The 19310-nt window shown below is 72.3% G+C and carries 18 protein-coding genes; 7 read left to right on the top strand and 11 right to left on the bottom strand.

The window, feature by feature from the left end; translation table 11 throughout:
• Positions 1-32: 32 nt before the first annotated feature.
• The gene (locus WME85_RS05255; protein ID WP_437835699.1) at positions 33-2408 is read right to left on the bottom strand and encodes a trypsin-like peptidase domain-containing protein; all 2376 of its coding nucleotides are present in this window, start codon (positions 2406-2408) and stop codon (positions 33-35) included.
• Positions 2409-2760: 352 nt separating this feature from the next.
• On the opposite strand from WME85_RS05255, the gene WME85_RS05250 reads away from it, so the two are divergent.
• The gene (locus WME85_RS05250) at positions 2761-3207 is read left to right on the top strand and encodes a hypothetical protein (protein ID WP_437835696.1); all 447 of its coding nucleotides are present in this window, start codon (positions 2761-2763) and stop codon (positions 3205-3207) included.
• Positions 3208-3293: 86 nt separating this feature from the next.
• Positions 3294-5354, top strand: a complete 2061-nt coding sequence (locus WME85_RS05245) for a DEAD/DEAH box helicase (RefSeq protein WP_437835693.1) — start codon at positions 3294-3296, stop codon at positions 5352-5354.
• Between the two features lie 184 nt (positions 5355-5538).
• Here the strand turns inward: WME85_RS05245 and WME85_RS05240 are convergent, their stop codons facing one another.
• The 10 genes from WME85_RS05240 to WME85_RS05195 all read right to left on the bottom strand — a co-directional run bounded on the left by WME85_RS05240 (position 5539) and on the right by WME85_RS05195 (position 12957).
• Entirely contained in the window at positions 5539-5838 is a 300-nt protein-coding gene (locus WME85_RS05240; RefSeq protein ID WP_437842240.1) for a DUF5615 family PIN-like protein, read from the bottom strand.
• An 83-nt stretch (positions 5839-5921) separates the two neighbouring features.
• Entirely contained in the window at positions 5922-6158 is a 237-nt protein-coding gene (locus WME85_RS05235) for a DUF433 domain-containing protein (RefSeq protein ID WP_437835691.1), read from the bottom strand.
• 228 nt (positions 6159-6386) lie between these two features.
• Positions 6387-6629 (bottom strand): anti-sigma factor family protein, encoded by a 243-nt coding sequence (locus WME85_RS05230; RefSeq protein WP_437835689.1) that lies wholly within the window; start codon positions 6627-6629, stop codon positions 6387-6389.
• A 6-nt stretch (positions 6630-6635) separates the two neighbouring features.
• A complete protein-coding gene (locus WME85_RS05225) occupies positions 6636-7400 on the bottom strand; it encodes an RNA polymerase sigma factor (RefSeq protein ID WP_437835687.1) in 765 nt (254 codons plus the stop codon).
• A gap of 81 nt (positions 7401-7481) precedes the next feature.
• Positions 7482-8333 (bottom strand): alpha/beta fold hydrolase, encoded by an 852-nt coding sequence (locus tag WME85_RS05220; RefSeq protein ID WP_437835685.1) that lies wholly within the window; start codon positions 8331-8333, stop codon positions 7482-7484.
• Between the two features lie 235 nt (positions 8334-8568).
• On the bottom strand, positions 8569-9408 hold the full coding sequence (locus tag WME85_RS05215) for an acyl-CoA desaturase (protein WP_437835682.1): 840 nt from the start codon (positions 9406-9408) through the stop codon (positions 8569-8571).
• Positions 9409-9427: 19 nt separating this feature from the next.
• Positions 9428-10921, bottom strand: coding sequence for a B12-binding domain-containing radical SAM protein (locus WME85_RS05210; protein ID WP_437835679.1), 1494 nt, complete (start codon positions 10919-10921; stop codon positions 9428-9430).
• Between the two features lie 17 nt (positions 10922-10938).
• Positions 10939-11670, bottom strand: coding sequence for a CPBP family intramembrane glutamic endopeptidase (locus tag WME85_RS05205; RefSeq protein ID WP_437835677.1), 732 nt, complete (start codon positions 11668-11670; stop codon positions 10939-10941).
• 222 nt (positions 11671-11892) lie between these two features.
• Positions 11893-12492: an antibiotic biosynthesis monooxygenase gene (locus tag WME85_RS05200; protein WP_437835675.1), complete on the bottom strand. Its 600-nt coding sequence runs from the start codon at positions 12490-12492 to the stop codon at positions 11893-11895.
• A gap of 39 nt (positions 12493-12531) precedes the next feature.
• Positions 12532-12957 carry a hypothetical protein gene (locus tag WME85_RS05195; protein WP_437835673.1) on the bottom strand — a complete coding sequence of 142 codons (426 nt, stop codon included), beginning with the start codon at positions 12955-12957 and terminating at the stop codon, positions 12532-12534.
• A 349-nt stretch (positions 12958-13306) separates the two neighbouring features.
• Between WME85_RS05195 and WME85_RS05190 the strand changes: the two genes are divergently transcribed.
• The 5 genes from WME85_RS05190 to WME85_RS05170 all read left to right on the top strand — a co-directional run bounded on the left by WME85_RS05190 (position 13307) and on the right by WME85_RS05170 (position 19258).
• A complete protein-coding gene (locus WME85_RS05190; RefSeq protein WP_437835671.1) occupies positions 13307-14407 on the top strand; it encodes a sensor histidine kinase in 1101 nt (366 codons plus the stop codon).
• Positions 14404-15201 carry a LytR/AlgR family response regulator transcription factor gene (locus WME85_RS05185; RefSeq protein ID WP_437835669.1) on the top strand — a complete coding sequence of 266 codons (798 nt, stop codon included), beginning with the start codon at positions 14404-14406 and terminating at the stop codon, positions 15199-15201. Before WME85_RS05190 ends, WME85_RS05185 begins: the two co-directional genes overlap by 4 nt.
• 763 nt (positions 15202-15964) lie before the next feature.
• Complete coding sequence (locus tag WME85_RS05180) at positions 15965-16405, top strand: hypothetical protein (RefSeq protein ID WP_437835668.1); 441 nt, start codon at positions 15965-15967, stop codon at positions 16403-16405.
• A 217-nt stretch (positions 16406-16622) separates the two neighbouring features.
• A complete protein-coding gene (gene bioA / locus WME85_RS05175) occupies positions 16623-17906 on the top strand; it encodes an adenosylmethionine--8-amino-7-oxononanoate transaminase (protein ID WP_437835666.1) in 1284 nt (427 codons plus the stop codon).
• A gap of 131 nt (positions 17907-18037) precedes the next feature.
• Positions 18038-19258, top strand: a complete 1221-nt coding sequence (locus WME85_RS05170; RefSeq protein ID WP_437835664.1) for a hypothetical protein — start codon at positions 18038-18040, stop codon at positions 19256-19258.
• Positions 19259-19310 lie beyond the last annotated feature (52 nt).

Raw genomic sequence — 19310 nt, 5'->3', positions numbered from 1 at the left:
GCGCCGCGCGCTGGTACTCTGGCGACGAGAACCTAGTTACCGCACACCGCCCAGCCCTCTTCGTCGATCCGGCAGGGCCCGGTCGGCAGGCAAGGGAACTTCTGGAGGCCGTTCATGCTGTCGCACGTCACCACGGCGGTCTGGCCGTCGACCTCCTCGCACGTCCCCAGCTCGGGGATGCCCGTGCAGTCGGGCGCCGCGACGTCCGGCGCGAACCAGCAGCGGGGGCGCGCGCCCAGGCCCTCGGTGCACGAGTCGGGCGCCGCGGCCGCCTCCACCTCCGCGCTGAACGTCAGCGCTTGCTCGTACGGCGGGATGAGGCCGGGGATGGCGGTGCCGCGGAACTTCGTCTGACAGAGCGCTCCCTGGAAGATGGTGTCCGCCCTGCACTGCGGGGGCGGGTTGTAGTAGTTGGTCACCGCCTCCTCGCTCGTGTCGGGCGTGCTCAGGTCGGGCACAGGGATGCGCTCGGTCCAGCGACCGAAGGCCTCGGCGACCGCGGCGAGCCGATAGCAAAGGTCCTGCGCGCCGACGTCGTCCCACGCCTCGTCGCAGCGGGTCTTCACGTATGCGGTCACCGTCTCGCGGAACCTCGCGTTCACCTCGCGCTCGGCGGACCAGAGCCGCGGCAAACACTCTTTCGCCGCGAAGTAATCGGCCTGGCCTTCGGCGCTGCTCACCGTTCCGAACTGCCCCATCTCCAGGCCCTGGACCTGCTGCACCTGCTGGCCCGTATGCTTGAAGGGGAAGCCCCCGAGCGCGTGACCGATCTCGTGACAGGCGATGAACGCGGCGACGTCGGGCGGCGTCAGGCCCTGCCTGCGGAGCTCGACGCCGAGGTGGATCCGCCAGGTGCGATCGGCGGCGATCTCCAGCCTGGCCGAGGGCGCGGTCCCGTAGCTCACCACGAGGCGAGCCTGGTTGTCGCGCGCGTGGTCCCGGTAGGCGTCCACCGCGTGGATCGCGATGTCGAAGACTTGCTCCGACGTGATCGTCGTCGCGCCGGTGCCTGATTCGACCGCGGCGACCTCACGGACCTTCTTCACGACCACCGTCGGGTGCTCTGCCGACTGCCACCCTGCGCCGCCGACGTCGCCCGAGCCGGCCAGGATGCACAGGGCATACAGGCCCTCCCGCGCGGGCACCGGGAGGCTCGCGAGCCGGTCGTCCTCGGCCCGGATCGGCTTGGAGTAGCCCTCCGCGGAGCGGCAATCCACGCTCTCTATCGGGCCTACCTTGTAGCGGTAGTGTGTGTCCGACGTCGAGACAAGGCGGACGCCCCAGACGCTCGGCTCGGACGGCTCCCCCTGGGCCGGCCTGGCGATGCGTGACGGGATCTGGATCAACGAGGCATGTCCCCCGGGATCCAGCTGGCAGCCGGCGTTCGTCAGATCGAGCCGGCCCTCGGCGTCGAAGCACGGGGCGATCCCGGTGGCATCCGCGACGTAGCTGGCGCCCTTGACGCCGCGCGGGGGCTCGCCGCCGCCGACCTCGCACGGGTAGTTCAGGTAGCAGGGGTCCAGCGGCTCGGCGGTCTTGAAGTGCGTGCTGAAGACCCCGAAGACCCTCCCGTGCTGGTCGAGCGCCGGGCCGCCCACGGCCCCCGGACCCATCCCGCGGCAGTCGTACACGTGCATGTCGCGCCAGTACCAGTAGTGCTCCACCACATCGGGCCTGCGAGCGCCCTGCTTGCAGCGGGCACGGCGCAGATACCTGTCCTGGTACTCGCCGCCGTCGTGCTCCACCGGCACCCCGACGAGCTCGACGGGCTCCCCCGCGGCCGGCGCCGCATCGGCCAGCGGCAGCGGCTCGATGCCGATCGCCTGGAACTCACCGATCGTGCGGTCGAGCTCGATCAGCGCCAGATCGACGCCCTTCAACGTGACGTAGGCGATCCGGACGCCGAGCGATTGCAAGAACCACTCAACGGGGGCGTCGTGGAAATCGTTGAAATAGAAGCCCGGCGGGCCCTGGGGCTCCTGGTCGACCCCCACCTCGAAGTACATCGCGAGCTCGTAAAGGTGCGTGACGCACTGACCGGCGGTGAGCGCGTAAGCGGGCGCGCTGGCGTCTTCGCTGGTCTTGATGAGCGAGGCAGTGCAATCGCCGTTCATCAAAGCGACCGCTCGGAGGTAAGCATTCTCGGGGTCTGCGCCGGAGACCAGCTCCGCCTCCGCCGGGGGCGGCTCGTCCGGCGGGTTCGGCTCCCCCGTCGCGGTGGACGAGATCCCGCTGCTCGTCGTCGCGGGCGGATCCCCGCTCGCCGAGGCCGACGGAGCGACGCCGCCGGGGGGAGGCTGAACAGGGACCTCGGAGCAGGCGAGCAAGGACAACGCGGCGAGGCCGACCAGCGGCGCAGCCGCCGTGCCACGGTGCCCATAGCTGCTGGTTCCAGGTCTCGTGCGCATTGCGGTCGCTCGTGAGGATGACATGGGACGGTCGCCTGAAGGAACCGAGGCGACAGGGAAGCTCGATCTGCGCGGAGGAGGCGCTGCCCTCCGCGTCTCCGGCGCGCGCGTGCGTGGCGTCTCTCGGGTCGTCAGCGGACACGAGGAGGCGCGCCTCGATCCCGAGGGCGAGCGATCGCTCGCCGCCCGGCTCCGGGCAGCTCACGGGGCTTGATGCCACCACGGGGAGCGATCCTTCAGACTATTTCAGGGCTCGGGCCGCAGGGGCAGGCGGAAGAGCAGGGAGAGCCGCTGGGCGTCGAGCACGAGCACACCCCGACCCCGCGGTAGTAGACTCGGACAGGAGACCACCATGTCGCTCAGGCAGCGCGATTACATCCTCCGCATGATCGAGCAGCTCGCCGAGGCGCTCGGCCGGATCGCGGGGCTCCGGCGCGCCGGCCAGCTCGACGAGGCGGAGCTGCTCGTCCGCACCACCGCGGACGGGCTCTTCGGTCCGATGCGGGACATGCTCGACCGGCTCGACGCCGCGGGCGCGGCCACCCTGCTCGGCGATCACGAGAGGATCGGCGCGTACGCGGCGCTCTGCGCGGAGCAGGCCGAGGTCCTCGAGCTCCGGGGCCGGGCCGGGCAGGCGCTCGCGGAGCGCAGGCGAGCGCTCGAGCTCCACCTCGAGGCGCTGGGCCGCGCGCCCGACGGCAACCCCCGCGCGCAGGAGGCCGCGCGCGCGCTCCTCGGACGGGTGGACGCCGCGCGCCTGCCCGGGCGGTACCGCGCCCTCGCCGCGAAGCTCGGGTGACCCTCCGGGGCGGCGGGGCGTCTCGCGCCGCGCCGCCTGCCGGATTGCGATGACGCCGGCGTGAACCCATGAGACGTGGAACCCCCGTGGAACCGACCACCCCGTCCGTCAGCTTCGCCGCGCTCGGCATCGGCCCTGCGCTCCTCGATGTGCTCGCCGAGCTCGGCTACGAAGAGCCCACCCCGATCCAGCGCGAGTCGATCCCGCACCTCCTGACCGGGCGCGACCTGCTCGGGCAGGCCGCCACCGGCACCGGGAAGACGGCGGCGTTCGCGCTGCCGCTCCTCGAGCGGCTCGAGATCGGGAGCGAGCCGCCCGGCCGCCCCTCGGCGCTCGTGCTCGTGCCGACGCGCGAGCTCGCGATGCAGGTGGCCGAGGCGATGCACCGGTACGGCCGGCGCCTCGGCGTGCAGGTCCTGTCGGTCTACGGCGGCCAGCCCTTCGGCCAGCAGCTGCGCGCGCTGCGCCGCGGGGTGCACGTCATCGTGGCCACGCCGGGCCGCGCCCTCGACCACATCGGCCGCGGCACGCTGCTGCTCGACGGCATCCGCACGGTCGTGCTCGACGAGGCCGACGAGATGCTCGACATGGGCTTCGCGGAGGCGCTGGAGGCGATCCTCTCGGCCACGCCGCGCGAGCGCCAGACGGTGCTCTTCTCCGCGACGCTGCCCCCGCGGATCGCGGCGATCGCCGGCCGGCACCTCCGCGAGCCGGTGCGGGTCAAGATCGCGGCCGAGAAGACGGCCCCCGGCGAGCTGCCGCGCATCCGCCAGACGGCGTACATCGTGCCGCGGGCGCACAAGCCCGCCGCGCTGACGCGGGTGCTCGACATGGAGGACCCGTCGTCGGCGATCATCTTCTGCCGCACCCGCAACGAGGTGGACGAGCTGACGGAGGCGCTGCGCGCCCGCGGCTACGAGGCCCAGGCGCTGCACGGCGGGTTCTCGCAGGAGCACCGGGATCGCGTGATGGCCCGCTTCCGCGCCGGCACGGCCGACCTCCTGGTCGCCACCGACGTCGCGGCGCGGGGGCTCGACATCGAGCACGTCTCGCACGTCATCAACTACGACGTCCCCTGCGCCGCCGAGGTGTACGTCCACCGCATCGGCCGCACCGGCCGCGCCGGCCGCGAGGGGGCGGCGATCACGCTGGTGGAGCCGCGCGAGCACTACCTGATCCGCAACGTCGAGCGGCTCACGGGCCAGCGCATCGAGGCCGCCACCATCCCGACCGTGGCCGACCTGCGCGCCCGGCGCCTCGAGCTGACGCGCGCCTCGCTGCGGGAGGCGCTCCTCGAGGGCGGGGCCGAGCAGTTCCGGGTCGTCGTCGAGGCGCTCTCCGACGAGTTCGACGTCATGGACATCGCCGCCGCGGCCGTGAAGCTGGCCCACCACGCGACCGAGGGGGACCGGGAGGAGGACGAGGCGGACATCCCGTCGATCCGGCCACCTCCGCCGGAGCGCGCCCGCGACGACCGCGCGCGGCGCGGCCCTCCGGGGGCGCGCGGGCGCCCGGGGGAGGGGCAGGCCCGGTCGCGGCGCGACGGAGGGGAGGCCGACGGCAACGTCGCGCGGCTCTACATCGGCGCGGGGCGCAACGCCGGCATCCGCCCGGCCGACCTTGTCGGCGCGATCGCGAACGAGGCGTCGCTGAGCTCCCGCGACATCGGCGCGATCCAGATCGCCGACGGCTTCTCCGTGGTGGAGGTGCCGGCCGACGTGGCGGACACCGTCATCGAGGCGCTGCGCGCCACCCGCATCAAGGGCCGCAAGGTCCAGGTCCGCCGCGACCACCACGACGTCCCCGGCGGAGCGCGGGGCGACGCGGGCGAGGCCAGGGGCGGCGGCGGCGCGGACGAGGCCCGCGGCGGTGGCGGCGCGGACGAGGCCCGCGGCGGAGGTGGCGGCGCGGACGACGAGGTCAGGCCGCGGCGCAGCGCGGCCGGGGCGCGACCGCGGACCAGCGCGGCCGACGAGGCCAGGCCACGGACCAGCGCGGCCGGGGCACGCGGCGGCGGGGACGAGCCCCGCGGCGGCGCTCCCAAGACCCGGGCTCGCGTGGTCACGGTCGAGGCCCGGGACAGCGCGGCCGAGGCCCGCGGCAGCGCGGCGGGCATGGCGCCCCCGCGGCGGCGCCCCCGGACCTGAGCGCCACGGCGGTCCGCGCGGGCGCTTGCTCCGCGGCATCAGGATCCCTCGGGGATCCCCCACATTCACGCTCGGCCTCATAGGGGAGCCGCCAGGGACAGGCGAAGGCGCGCCGGGGTGTCCCTGACGCATCACTTCGTGTCCCTGGCGGCGGTGTCCGTGTCCCTGACGGGCCGCTCTCTCGCTAACCAGGGCTTTCCTTTGCTCTTCGAATCGGCAGGATCCGGACCCGTGACGTTGTTCCGTCGAGGGTGACAATCGCACCCCGGTCGAGCTCGTCCACGTGCTCCCGAAGCAAGCGGACGACATGGGCCCCTATCGCGCTGGGAAGAGGATCCAGGGTTCGAACCTGCAGGACACTCGGACCGCTGGCGCCGGTCGTCGCGATGATGATGCTGAAGTCGAGGTCGTGCGTGAAGACGATGTACCCGCCCTGGCGTGCCCAGGCCATCAGCTCTCGATCCTGTGCTCGAGGGTCGCCGATCGCAGATCAGTGAACGGCCTCTACCCCCTCGCCCTTCAGGAACGATGCCCAGGTCGGTGAGAGGTTCATGTCCACCAGGACCTTCATGACGCCTTCAGCGGGAGCTCAACCTCCTCGGCGCGCCATGCCGCATAGGAGAGCGCCGCCATCACGTCCTCCCTCTCGAGGTAAGGATAGAGCTCGAGCACCTCCTCGATCGGGTGCCCCGCAGCAAGCAATCCCACGATGGTGCCCACCGTCACCCTCATCCCTCGAATGCAGGGCCGGCCCCCCATCACGGCGGGGTCGTGCGTGATCCTTGCCAGCAGCTCCGTCGACATGGTGGCAAGGCTACCTCATCGCCGGCTCCTCGGCTCCCCTCAGCCGCTTTCTCGAGGAAAGCGCGACGGCATCGGCGGGCGGCGCGACCGTGCCGAGCCGCCGCGACAGTCGCCAGTGCCGGCGCGACCAGCGGCCGCAGCGGCGCGGCCATCGCCGCGGCAGCGCGGCGGTACGCCCCCCTACGTCGCCCTCGGGCCCGAGCGCCACCACCGCACAGGAAGCTCAGCTCACTCCGCGGTGGTCTTCCGCCGCTGGAACTGCGCGAACAGCGCCGCGCGGACCTCGTCGTGCAGCGGCTCGCCCGGGATCCCCCTCAGCGCGTCGATCGTCAGGTCCATCTGCCGCAGGTAGGTGCGACACCGCTCACACCACGACAGGTGCCGCGCACAGCCCTCCTCTTGCTCGGCGGACAGCGCCCCCTCTCTCCTGTCGGTGATCATCTCCGTCAGCTGACAGCACGTGACGACCATGCGCGCTCACCCCCTCGTCAGGTATCGCTCCAGCGCGGCCCGGAGCTTCGATCTGCCACGGTGCAAGAGCACCCTCTGGTTCGCCTCGCTGATACCCAGGATCTCGCAGACCTCGTCGGAGGGACACCCCTCCACGTCGCGCAAGACGATCACCGCGCGCTGTCCAGGCGCCAGGGCCTCGAGCTCACGCTGCAGCACGACGCCGACCTCCTTGCGCAGCAGGAGGCCTTCCGGGCTCTGCTCCGTCCACGGAACGGGCGGATTCATCCAGTCGCCCGTGCCGTCGAACCGGGCCGGATCGACCGCCGGCTCGCCGCCCTGATCCGCGTCCTCCAGCCAGGAGACAGGGACCGTGCGCTTCTCGCGCGTGCCCCACGTCCTGGCGCGGTTCGTCAGGATCCTGAACACCCACGTCTTCAGCGAGGAGCGCCCCTCGAAGCGCGCGAGCCCGTCGAAGACCGCCGCCCAGGTCTCCTGGACGACCTCCTGCGCGCCGGCAGGACCGGCGATGGTCCGGGCCAGCCGGAGCATGGGCGTGTGGAGCTGGGTCACGAGCCGCTCGAAGGCCTGTTCGTCGCCCGCGAGCAGCCGGCGGACGAGCGCTGCGTCGTCCGCGGACGCGGCGGAGGTGGCCGCGTCGTCCGGCGCGCCCGCGGCGAGCACCGGGCCTGTGTCGGCCGGCGCGCGCGGCGCCGTCGGCGCCAGCGCGGCCGCCGTGCCGTCGGCGCCGGCGCCGGCGCCGGCCGAGAAGTCGTGAGACACGTGCGTCACGGTATCACGCGGCCCGGCGCCACATCAATCGAGGCCGATCCGGGGCGCCTCGTCCGTGGAGGACGACGGCCGCCGCCCGGGTCACAGCGACTTCAGCGCGTCCGCGAGCTCCTGCGGCTTCGTCAGGAAGGGGGCGTGGCCCGCGTCGAGCGAGAGGACCTTCTCGCAGGGCAGCGCCGTGTACTGCGATCGCTGCTCGGCAGGGCTGATGGCGAGATCCTTGAGCGCCTCGATGTAGACCCGCGGGACCCTCCCCCACCGCTCCTCGGTGACATGGATGGGCTCGTCGAACGGCTTCGCGGGCTCCTCGCGCAGGTGGCTCTCGAGCCGCTGGATGTCCTCCGGAGAGCAGTCCTGGCAGAAGGCGTTCTCGGCCCACCCCTCCTTGAAGGACAGCGAGGTGCCGTCGCTCGACGGGGCCGCATAGGCCTTGATCTCCGCCCCCTCGTCGTCGGCCCACTCCTGGTTCAGCGACTGGCCGTCCTTCATCAGGAACGCGGTCAGGTAGACGAGCGTCTTCACCTTGTCGGGCCGCTGCTCGGCGGCCTGGCTCACCACGATGCCGCCCATGCTGTGGCCGACGAGGACCACGGGGCGCGCGGCGCTGTCGATGGCCTCCACCACGGCGTCTGTATAGGCCTGCAGGCTGGCGCTGGCGAGGGGCGTCTGGTCCTCGCCGTGCGCGGGGAGATCGAGGGCGATCACCTCGTCGCCGCCGGCCTCCAGGAGCGGCACCACCTTGTCCCATGCCCAGGCGCCCACGAAGGCGCCGTGGACCAGGACATACGTGTTCTTGCCCGATCCCTGGGAGCCGCCGCCCCCCGTCCCCCCGTCGGCGTCCCCGCCGCCGCAGGCGGGCAGCGCGGACGACATGAGCGCCGCGGCCGAGATCATGGCGCCAGACCGCAGGACCTTGCGAAGCAGACCGTTCATGGATGTCTCCTCATCGTCGCCAGGCTCTCCTCGAGCGCGACGTCCTCTGTGTTTCGGCGTGCGATGAACGCGCGCGCCCCTGCGCCCGGGCGTGTGCCCGGCGCCGCGGCGGCTCATCCCGCTACGAGCACAGTCTCGGAGGGGGGCCGAACGTTACAGCCCGATCGAGGAATCGTACGGAGACGGCCGGAGAGGGCCGGAGACGGCCGCGGCCTCGCGCCGCCGGCGCGGCGGGTCAGCGAGACGTACCCGCCGCCCGCGCCCGCGCGCCCCCCCGCCCCTCGGGCCCCGGCTGGATGTCCCACGCGAGCCCCAGCGCCGCGAGCGCGCGGATGAACAGGAACGCCAGGTCGTGCTGCCCCGGCGCCATCCCGTAGCGGGCGGCGCGCGGGAAGGCGTGGTGGTTGTTGTGCCAGCCCTCGCCGAAGGTCAGCGCCGCCACCCAGCCCACGTTGCGGCTCCCGTCGCGGGTGTCGAACGCGCGGCTGCCGAAGCGGGGCGCGTGGCAGGCCGAGTTCACCAGATAGGTCGTGTGCATCCAGCACACGAGCGGCAGGAAGAAGACGAACGGCACCGCGCCCCAGCCGAGGGCGAGCCCAGCGAGCAGCACCGCCGCAACCTGCGGCGCGAACCGCCAGCGCATCAGCCACCGGTAGTACGGATCGCCCGCGAGATCGCGGCAGTACCGCTCCGGATCGCGCGGGTCGGTCGAGCCCTCGTCGACGATCCACCCGATGTGCGCGTACCAGAGGCCGCGGCGCGGCGAGTGGACGTCGCCCTCGCGGTCGGTGTGGGCGTGGTGCCGCCGGTGCGTCGCCACCCACGCGATCGGGCTGCCCTGGCCGCTGATCATCGCCACCGACACGAGCCCGTACTCGACCCACCTCGGGCAGCGGAACGCGCGGTGCGAGAGCAGCCGGTGCAGGCCGACGACGGTCGAGAGGTGGAGCGCCGCGTACAGCGCGCACGCCACGGCGACGAGGCTCGCCCGGATCGGCAGCAGCAGCCCGGAGACGGCGGCGGCGTGGACCAGGGCGAAGTAGGCGATCGCGGCGCGGCTCGCGCGGTCCTTCATGGCGGCGCTCCCCCTCCCCTCACGCGACGGCGGCCGCGCGGGCCGCCCGCCCGGACCGGATGCGCGCGAGGCCGCGCGGATCCGCCCGGCAGGACGAGGCGTCGATGCGCTGCGGCTCGAGGCCGAGCTCCCGCATCCTCGCGGCGTCCCAGGCCTCGATGGGGTCGCGCCCGGCGATGTAGCTGCGCGCGCGGTTGGCGAGCGGGGCGCGCAGGCTCAGCACCTCGGGCGCCGACATCACGACGCACTTCTTGTAGCGGGGCAGATCGCTCGTCCTCAGCCGGCCCCACAGGTGGCGGCCCACGCTCGGCAGGCTCCCGAGCGTGCGGCTCAGGCGCTGGAAGTGCTCGATCGCCTCCGAGGGGTGCAGCCGCGCCGGCCGGTGACAGAGGGTGTACCCGTCGAGGTCCCGGCTGGTCACGCCGGGCAGGAGCCGGCCCTCGGCCGCCACCTGCGCGAAGAACGGCGTCTCCGGGTACGGGCAGACGATCCCCAGGAACGTAGGGCAGTGATCCCCGAGGTCGTGGAGGTACTCGGGCACCCGCTCGAGGTACTCGTTGGTGTCCCCGTCCGCGCCCACCAGCAGCCCGAAGGAGAGCACGATCCCGCTCGCGAAGGCCCGCTGGATGACCTCGCGCACCTCGCTCAGCTTGTTCTGGCCCTTGTTCATCGAGCTGATCGACTCGGGGTTCAGCGACTCCAGCCCCGTATAGACGTAGCGGCACCCGGCCAGCCCCATGAGGCGGACCAGCTCCGGGTCGCGCAGCACGTTGAACGTGAGCGCGCAGCCCCAGATCTTCTTGAGGGGCATCAGCGCCTCGCAGAGCTCCCGCAGGTAGCGGGGCGAGCCCCCCAGGTTGTTGTCGAGGAAGCCGAACGCGTCGCCGGTCAGCCCCGGGATGCGCTCGTTGAAGACCATCCTGTCGCGGATGTCCCGGATCACGTGGTCGACGGGGCGATAGCGGTACTGCTCGTGCCCTGTCAGCACGCAGAAGTTGCAGGAGAACGGGCAGCCCCGCGACGCCTCGATGCCCGGCAGGCGGACGAGGTTGTTCCGGTAATCGATGAGATCGTAGCGGTAGGTGGGAATCTGGTCCGGGGGCACCGGCGGGAAGGCGTAGACGGGCTGGAGCTCGCGGCGCTTGAAGTCGGCGATCAGGGCCGGCACGTTCGACTCCGGGTCGCCCGCCACCACCGCGTCGAAGTGCTGGAGCGCGTCGGCGCGGAAATGGCTCGCGTGCCGGCCGCCGGCCACGGTGGTCATGCCCCGCCGCCGGAACAGCGTGGAGAGCACCTTGGTGTGCTCGTAATAAGCGTGCAGGTACGAGAAGAACACCAGGTCCCAGTCGCGATCGAGCGGGATGTCCGCCTCTTTCTCGTTGTAGAGCTCGATCTCGGCGTCCGGCGGGCACAGGGCGGCGAGGAGCTCGGGCACCGAGGATTGCATGATCGAGCGCTCCTTGCGGTGCAGTCGGCTCGGGTGCGTGTAGGTCGAGATGATCGCGATGCGCATCGAGGGGTGCTCCTGGTTCAGTTCAGGCCGACAGCGACGCTCGCGAGGCCGAGGGCCGCGTGCGCGAGGGTCACTCCGGCGAGGGTGCGGTGCCGCGCGTAGAGCGCGCCGAAGAGAAGGCCGATGGCGAAGGTGAGGAAGGCGAAAGCGAGCGAGACGTGGAGGTGATAGACGCCGAAGAACGCCGCGGTGAGCGCGAGGTGGACCGCCCGGCCCGACCGGGGCAGGAAGCGCTCCAGAGAGGTCTGGATCACGCCGCGCGCCACGAACTCCTGGAGCAGGCAGTGGGGCGCATAGAGGGCGAAGAAGAGCGCACGCCAGGTCGTATTGTAGTCCGCGATCGATCCCCAGGTGACCAGGGGCTCGCCGCGCGTCCACGCGCCGATCCGCAGCGCGAAGCAGGCGGCCACGAGCAGGAGCGCGACGACCAGCGACTCCAGCGCGCTGCGGCGCAGGTCGGTCGTCGTCACGCCCATCCGCGAGAGCGGCAGCGACTGGCGGCGCACATACAGCGCCACCGGGACGAGGAGGACGAGCAGGAGACCCCACGAGTACGCCATGTGCAGCGCAGGTGTCAGGCCGGGGACCACGGCCCGCTGGACGACGCGCGACATGAGGAGGAGCGCCGCGGACAGGCCGATGAAGGAAGCGATCTCGCCGCGGAGCTGGCGCGCGGCGTCCTCGCCGGCGGGAGCGAGGCTGCTTTCGCGCGCTGCGGGGGCGAGGAGCGCCGGAGCGTTGGTGGCCATGCCGGCACACGGAGCAGCCGACGTGCCACGCGGCGGAACGCGGACGGATCGCGGCCGCACGCGCACGGATCGCGGTGCTCGCGGGCGCGCGGCGCCTTCAGCCGGCGAGCGCCTTGCGCGGTCGCAGCGCTGATTGCGCCGACATGGCACAACGCCGGCGGGCGTCACCCTCCAGGGCGGGGCGCGAGGGCGACCTGCCCGAGGGCCTGAGCGGCGCCTCGCTCAGATATCGCCGCCGGCCTCGCTCCCGAGGCGCTTCGCCGCCTCCTCCCAGGTCGCCTCCCGCTCGCTCCCTTCCCATGAGATCACGTTGCTCGTCCCGCGGCTGAGGGAGGAGCTCTGGCCCATGGCTCTGACATGCGCCGGGCTGCCGACGAACGCGAACATGTCCTGTTCGCTCTCCCATACGGTGAGCGTACGGAGCGCCGCGCACGAGGAAGAGCGCCCGGCCGCCAGCGCCACGAAGCCCTCCATCGTGAACAGCGCCTCGACGACAGGCTCGGCGAGATCTGACGCCGTCTGCGCCATCTCGGGCTTCAGGGCGAGGTAGGTCGCCGAGATGACGTAGCTCCCCGGCTTCAGCGCGCCGGTGCCGGCGTCGACGCCGGGCCCGGCGAGCTCGAGGTCACCCTCTCGGTCCGGCTCGAGCTCCCCCTTGGAGCACCCGTCGAACGGCGCGCCTGCGCCGCCGTTCGGCCCGCCCGCGGCCCCCTCGCTCGCCGAGGACGCGCCGTCGCGGTCGTCAGCGCAGCCGCCCCCCGCCATGGCGACGACCATCCCCAGACCGACCGCGAAGCGCTGCAGCGACCAACCATTCATCATGTGAGCTCTCCTCTCTTCATCGATCATCTCGTCGTGACGTCACAAGGGCTGTACGACAGCGAAATACAGGCCGTCGAACGAGCGCCCGAGCCGCTTCGAGGCGAAGCGCTCGGCGAAGCCCATGGCGATGACCCGCACCTCGCCGGCCCGGGAGCGCGCGCCTCGCGACGACGACAGGGTGACCACCCAGCGACGCTCCCCTTCCGCCCTCTCGACCTCCAGGTACGTGTACGAGCCGGCGTCGAGCCGCTGCACGACGTGCCCTTCGAAGCGCATTCCCTCTCCGGCCGGCAGCGCGAAGGCCGACAGCGGCCCGAGCGGGCCCGCCGCGGCGCCGTCCGGAGCACGGAGCCAGCCCGCGCTGGCGCCAACCCACTGCGCGCTGGCTCCGAGGAGCGCGAGAGAGACCGCTGTAGCTCCTGCGAGGCGCGTCCATCGGCGCCCCTTCTGTCTCGTCGCGACCATCGCTCTCTCCCTTGCTCGCGCGCCATCAGCGCGCCGCGAGCTCACCCTGCCTTCCGCGAGCGGCCGCGGCTCGCGCCCGCCGACGAGGGCACGCGAGCGCGCGACCGGCGGCACCAGCGCGCGAGCGGATGGCGCGGATCGCGGCCGGCGCGCCGCGCCTCGCGCCCTGCGCCGCCGCTCGTCGCGCGGCCTGCCGCTCGTCGCGCGGCGCTACCGCTCGTCGGGCGGCGCTACCACTCGTCGCGCGGCGCTACCGCTCGTCGCGCGGCGCTACCGCTCGTCGCGCGTCGACGACCGTTCGTCGCGTTCGGCGCTCGGCGCGGCGGCCACCTGCTATCCTGTCGGCATCGTGGCCGCCGCCCGCAGTGAGACCAGGCCGTCGCGACCCGTCCTCATCCCGCGCGCGGCGATGTGGTTCGGCGCGGTCGCGCCCCCTTTCATCAGCCTGCTGCTCGACGAGGACGCGATCGACGTGCTCCGATGGGATCAGCCCCGCGGGCGCTGGGCGAGCGCGCTGCGCGGCGTGGCTGCGATCGCGCTGTACACCAACGCGATGTTGCTCGCGCACGCGGCCGCCTACAACGCCGGCCTGGCTCGATTACCTCTCCAGAAGCTCGCCCGTCCCGTCCGGTTCGGCGTCTACGGGCTGACCACTGCCGTCGTCGTCACCGCGGGCACGCTGCTGTTGATTCCGGTGTTGGGCGTGGTCTCACCGGACATGGTGGAGGACCCGCTCGGCCTCATCGTGAAGGGCGTCGTCCTCAGCGCTCTGTGGCTCGGCGTGGTCTACATGTACGTGCAGTTCATGGCCCGCATCCGGACGGAGAGGCTCCTGGCGCACCGCGAGCAGCTCGCCGCGCTCGACGCCCGCGTGCGGCTGCTCCAGGTGCGGACGAACCCTCATTTCCTTTACAACAGCCTGAACAGCGTCATGAGCCTCATCGCCACCGATCCCGAGCTCGCCGAGGAGACCCTGGGGCGGCTCGCCAGGCTCTTTCGCTACTCGCTCGAGGGCTCGGAGCGGCACGTCGTCCCGCTCGGCGACGAGCTCTCGAACGTGACCGAGTATCTGGAGGTCGAGCGGATCCGCTTCCGGGAGCGGCTCCGGTACGCGGTCCTCGTGGACCCGGCGCTCCGCTCCATCGAGGTGCCGCCGATGCTGCTCCAGCCGCTCGTGGAGAACGCCGTCAAGCACGGCGCCAGCCGCCGCGTGGAGGGTGGCTCGGTGACCCTCCGCGCCGAGCTCGCGGGCGACGATCTGCTGCTGTTCGTGCTCGACGATGGCCCCGGACCGGAGGGCTCGAGCCATCGGGGAACCGGCACCAGCCTGCTGGATCTGCGGGAACGGCTGCGGCTCCTCTATGGAGAGGAAGGCCGTCTGTCCGCGGGGGTCGGTCCCGATGGAGGGTTCATGGCCCGGCTGCGCTTGCCGGCGCGGTGGAACCGATGACCGTGCGCGTGCTCGTGGTCGACGACGAAGCGCTCGCGCGGGCGCGGCTCGTGCGCATGCTCGCCCGCGTCGAGGACATCGAGGTGGTCGGGGAGGCGGCGACGGGCGCGCACGCGCTCGAGCGCGCGCGCGAGCTCCACCCCGACCTGCTCCTGCTCGACGTGGACATGCCGGGACTGGACGGGTTCGGCGTGGCGGAGGCGGTCGGCGCGCCGCTCGTGGTCTTTACCACGGCGCACGCGCAGTACGCGGCGCTCGCCTTCGAGGCCGACGCGGTGGACTACCTGCTCAAGCCCGTGGTGCAGGAGCGCCTCGAGCGGGCCCTGGAGAAGGTCAGGCAGCGCCTGCGCGCGCGATCGGCCATGGCCACCTCGGCGCGCCCGCCGGAGCCGTCTCCGATGACCGCGGCTCCGGCGGCTCCGGCGGCTGGAGAGCGCGCCGCCGAGGCGGCCGCCGCGGTGAGCACAGCCGCGCTCCTGACGGTTCACGACGGCGGCAAGGTCCGCTTCTTCGATCCGCTCCGCGTCACGCGCTTTCGCGCCGACGACAAGTACACGGCTTTCCTCCTCGACGGGGAGGAGCATCTCTTGCGAGAGAGCCTGAGCACGCTGGAGGAGCGCCTCGCGCCCTTTGGCTTCGTCCGCGTGCACCGGGCCGAGCTCGTTCGTGCGAACGCGGTGCGGGCGCTGACGCCGGATGCGGGCGGCGCGCTGCTCCACCTCTCCGATGGTCAGACCGTCTCGGTGAGCCGACGCTCCTTGCCAGCGCTGAAGCAAGCGCTTCGGCTGCGCTAGCGCTCCGGCTCAGCGGACAGCATGGCTGCGGTGAGCGCACCTGCGCGCGAGACCATAACCGCCTGTCCACCTTCGCCGCCCGTCGTGCCGCCGTTCAGCGGCGCGAGCCCACCGGGCCTGGTAAGGGGAGCAGTCGGCCGTGGATCCGTCGGTGGGTCGCCGCCGGTCGGCCCCCCGGTCGAGGCGCAGGTGGCGCTGCTCGCCTCCGTGGTGGTGCTGGCCGGGCGGCGGCTGCCAGCTCGGGCCGGCGCCGGCCGGCAGCCGCCACCCGGCCAGCATCGAGCTATCCGCGCTGCGTTCGCTGCTCGCGGCTCGAGAGGTCTTGGCGTCGCCGCCGCACACGGACGGGCCAAGCGCCAGGAGCGCGAGCGGCAATGCGAGGATCCGACATGCGTTGTAGCTCAAGATCATGCTTGAGCACCGCTTGTGCAACGGCTGTGCCGGTCGGCGCCGCTCGGTCCCGGCAGCCCTGCTGTCAGGGCTACTTCCGCGGAGGTGGCCGCGATAGGCCCGCTTGGGACTTGTGTCGCGCCGGCGCTGGCGTGAGCGGGTGGTCATGAGGCACCGGCGGAGCTCCTGCGAAGACAGCTGTCCGGTCACACCCGGTGCCGTCAACCGCGTCAACTCCTGGTTGACGTCGCGGCGCCATCAGCCGCCGACGCGATCTCTCAGCGCCGAGGTGCGGTTCCGCCTGACCGCTGGATCACCATCGCTGGACAGCGACGTGAGCGGAGAGTACACAGCGCCGCGCTGCCCACGAGCAATGCCCCTCAGCGACGAAGTCCCGGAGTGGAAGGCCCTGCGCGACGCCCTGCGCGATCTCGTCGCGCGGGCCGGCGGCCGCGCTGCGGCCGTTGCCGACGCATCGGGCAGCCTCTTTTGCACCTGGCCCGTCGAGGCGTCGGTGCTCCCGCTCGCCGCGCGCTTCCTCGAGCGGGAGCTCACCGAGCCCCGCTGCCTTGCCCTGCGCCGGGGCGGGCGACTCCGCGCAGCGCACCCTGCCGCGCCGGGCGAGGACTCGTACCTGGCGGCGTCGTTCGGCGGTATCTACGTGCTCGTGCTGTGGTTCGACGGGCCCTTCGAGCCCGACTTCCAGCAGGCGCGCCTCCGGCGCGAGCTGCCCCGGATCGAGGCCCTGACCGCGGCGCTGCCGCCTCCCGACGGGCCGCAGGCCGGCGAGGGGGCCGCGAAGCAGCGCGCCTGAGGGCGCCGAGCGTGGCTCCCTGGACCGCTGCGCATGCCACGGCGCGACGGCTGCCGCTTTGGGTGGTGACGCTGGGCGTTCTGGGCTAGACGCGTCGCCATGTCCTGGCGATCGGTCGAGCTCCGAGGAGCTCTCGTCGTCGCGCGCTGGAGCGCGAGCGGCGAGCAGCGCAAAGCGGACCAGACGCCGCCGGGCCGTCACGCACCAGGAGAGCTCCGTGGCTAGTCGAGACGATCTCGTCGCGCGCGACCGCCGCTGCGTCATGCACCCCTACGCCGCGCCCATCTCGAGCGCGCCGCTGTTCGCCGTCGACCGCGCCGAGGGCGTCCGCCTCACGCTGGCCGACGGCCGCGAGCTCGTCGACGGCATGTCGTCCTGGTGGGCCGCCATCCACGGCTACGGGCATCCAGCGCTGACGGCGGCCGTCAGCGCGCAGGTCGGGCGCATGAGCCACGTCATGTTCGGGGGCCTCACGCACGCGCCCGCGGTCGAGCTGTGCGAGACGCTCGTGGCGCTCACGCCCGAGCCGCTGACGCGCGTCTTCCTCGCCGACTCGGGCTCCGTGTCCGTCGAGGTGGCCATCAAGCTCGCCTTGCAGTTCTTCCTGGCGCGGGGGCAGCCGGAGAAGCGGCGCCTGCTCAGCGTGCTCGGCGGCTACCACGGCGACACGTTCGGCGCGATGGCGGTCACCGATCCGGTCAACGGCATGCACCACCTCTTCCGCGGCGCGCTGGCTCCGCACCTGTTCGCGGCCGCGCCGGGCCCGGCGTTCGACGCGCCCTGGTCGCCGGAGGCGCTGGACAGCATGGCCGCGCTGCTCGAGGAGCACGCGCGCGAGGTCGCGGCCGTCATCCTCGAGCCGATCGTGCAGGGCGCCGGCGGGATGCGCTTCTACCACCCGCGCTACCTGCGCGAGCTGCGCGCGCTCTGCGACCGCCACGGCGTGCTGCTCATCCTCGACGAGATCGCGACCGGCTTCGGCCGCAGCGGGGAGCTGTTCGGCTGCCAGCACGCGGGCGTCGCGCCGGACATCATGTGCCTGGGCAAGTCCCTCACCGGCGGCACGATGACGCTGGCCGCCACGCTCTGCACGGAGCGCGTGGCCGAGACGATCGCCGGCCACGAGCCGCGCGTGTTCATGCACGGCCCCACCTTCATGGGCAATCCGCTCGCGTGCAGCGCCGCGCTCGCCAGCGTCCGGCTGCTGCTCGAGTCGCCGTGGCGCGCGCGCGTCTCGGCCATCGAGGCGCAGCTCCGCCGCGAGCTCGCCCCCTGCCGCGCGCTCGAGCCGGTCGCCGACGTGCGCGTGCTCGGCGCGATCGGCGTCGTCGAGCTCAAGCGGCCGGTCGACATGGCGCGCGTGCAGCCGGCGTTCGTGGAGCGCGGCGTCTGGCTACGACCGTTCGGGAAGCTCGTCTACACGATGCCGCCCTACATCATCGAGCCGGCAGACCTGTCGCGCATCACCCAGGCCATCGCGGGCGTGCTGTCCGAGCTCTGAGCCGCGCGCGGCTCTGCACCGCAAGCGGCGGGGGCGGGGCTCCCGGGCGTGTCGCGCGCAGCCGGAAGAGGGAACGGACCGGACCGGCCTGCGATCGCCCGCCGGACGTGGGAATGCGCTAGACTTCTGGCGTGGATTCGCGCCTCGAACGCTTCCGGACGTACTTCGAGCGCCTCGACCCCGACTCGAGGCCGTCGTCGCTGCTCGGCGACGACCGCTACGCCGAGCCGCCCGGCCGAGCGATGGGCGAACAGCTCGCGTCGAGGCTGAAGCTCGCGCCATCGTCGAGCCACCTGGTCACCGGACCCGCCGGTACCGGGAAGACGACCCAGCTGTACCGGGCCGCCGAGGCTCTCGGCTCTGGAGACACGCGCGCCGTCTACGTCGACGTGAGCACCCAGCACGATCTCGATAAGAATCTCGCTGGCGTCCTGGTCGTCCTGGCAGGACTGGAGCTCGCGAAGCTCGTTGGACGCCACTCAGACGATGCGGTGCATGCCGCGCGCGAGAGCTTTCGGCGCTGGGCCTACGGGCATCGGGAGTTCATCCCCGACGATCCCCGAGAGTACGAGTACGACGACTACCCCGAATCCGACGAAGAGCCTGGATACTGGCACCAGCGCCCCGGAGTCATCGCCCCGCCACTCTCTCCGCTTCCGCTCGACAGCGCGGAGAAGATAGAGGCGCTTAAGATGCTGAAACAAGCGCTTCCAGACGGCATCCGTCACGTCGCCATTCTGTTCGATTCCCTCGATCGCCTGGACGACGCGGAGGCGTTTCGAAAGGCGGCCATCGACGATGTCCGCGCGCTGAGGCATGCAGGCATCGGCGTCGCCGTCGTGAGCCCGATGCGCCTGCTCTACGGACCCAACCGCCCGATCGTGGATGTCTTCGACCAGGTCCACATCGTCCCGGCCGTAGACGTCTCCCAGAGCCTGGAGGGGCGCGACTTCCTCCTCCGCGTCCTCGCGAAGCGAACCGACGAGGGCGTCGTCGTTCCCGAGATGCGAGGACGGCTCGTCGATGCGTCCGGCGGCCTCCTGCGCGACCTGCTCCAGCTCACGCGGAGCGCGGTCGAAGAGGCCTTCGTCGCGGGTGCCGACGCGGTCGCGCCGGAGCACGTCGCGCGTGCTGTCGACGAGCACGGCCGCACCATGATGTATGGGCTCCAGAAGCAAGAGCTCGATACACTGGACAACCTGCGCCGGCGTGGCGCCTTCGTGCCGACCAACGACGACCTCATCGCGTTGCTCGTGAGCCGGCGGGTCATCGAGTATCAGGGCACGACGAAGCGTTACGCCGTTCATCCCGCGATTGAGCCGCTGCTCGCGTCGCTCCGGAGGAAGAAATGAGTGTGGGTCTGCCGGAGACTTCGCCGGCGTCGTTCGCGAGACGGGCGATCGT

This window comes from Sorangium sp. So ce1153 (assembly GCF_051521595.1).
Lineage (GTDB): Bacteria > Myxococcota_A > Polyangia > Polyangiales > Polyangiaceae > Sorangium.
The sequence above is the reverse complement of the archived record's forward strand: the minus strand, read 5'-3'. Positions and strand labels throughout refer to the sequence as shown.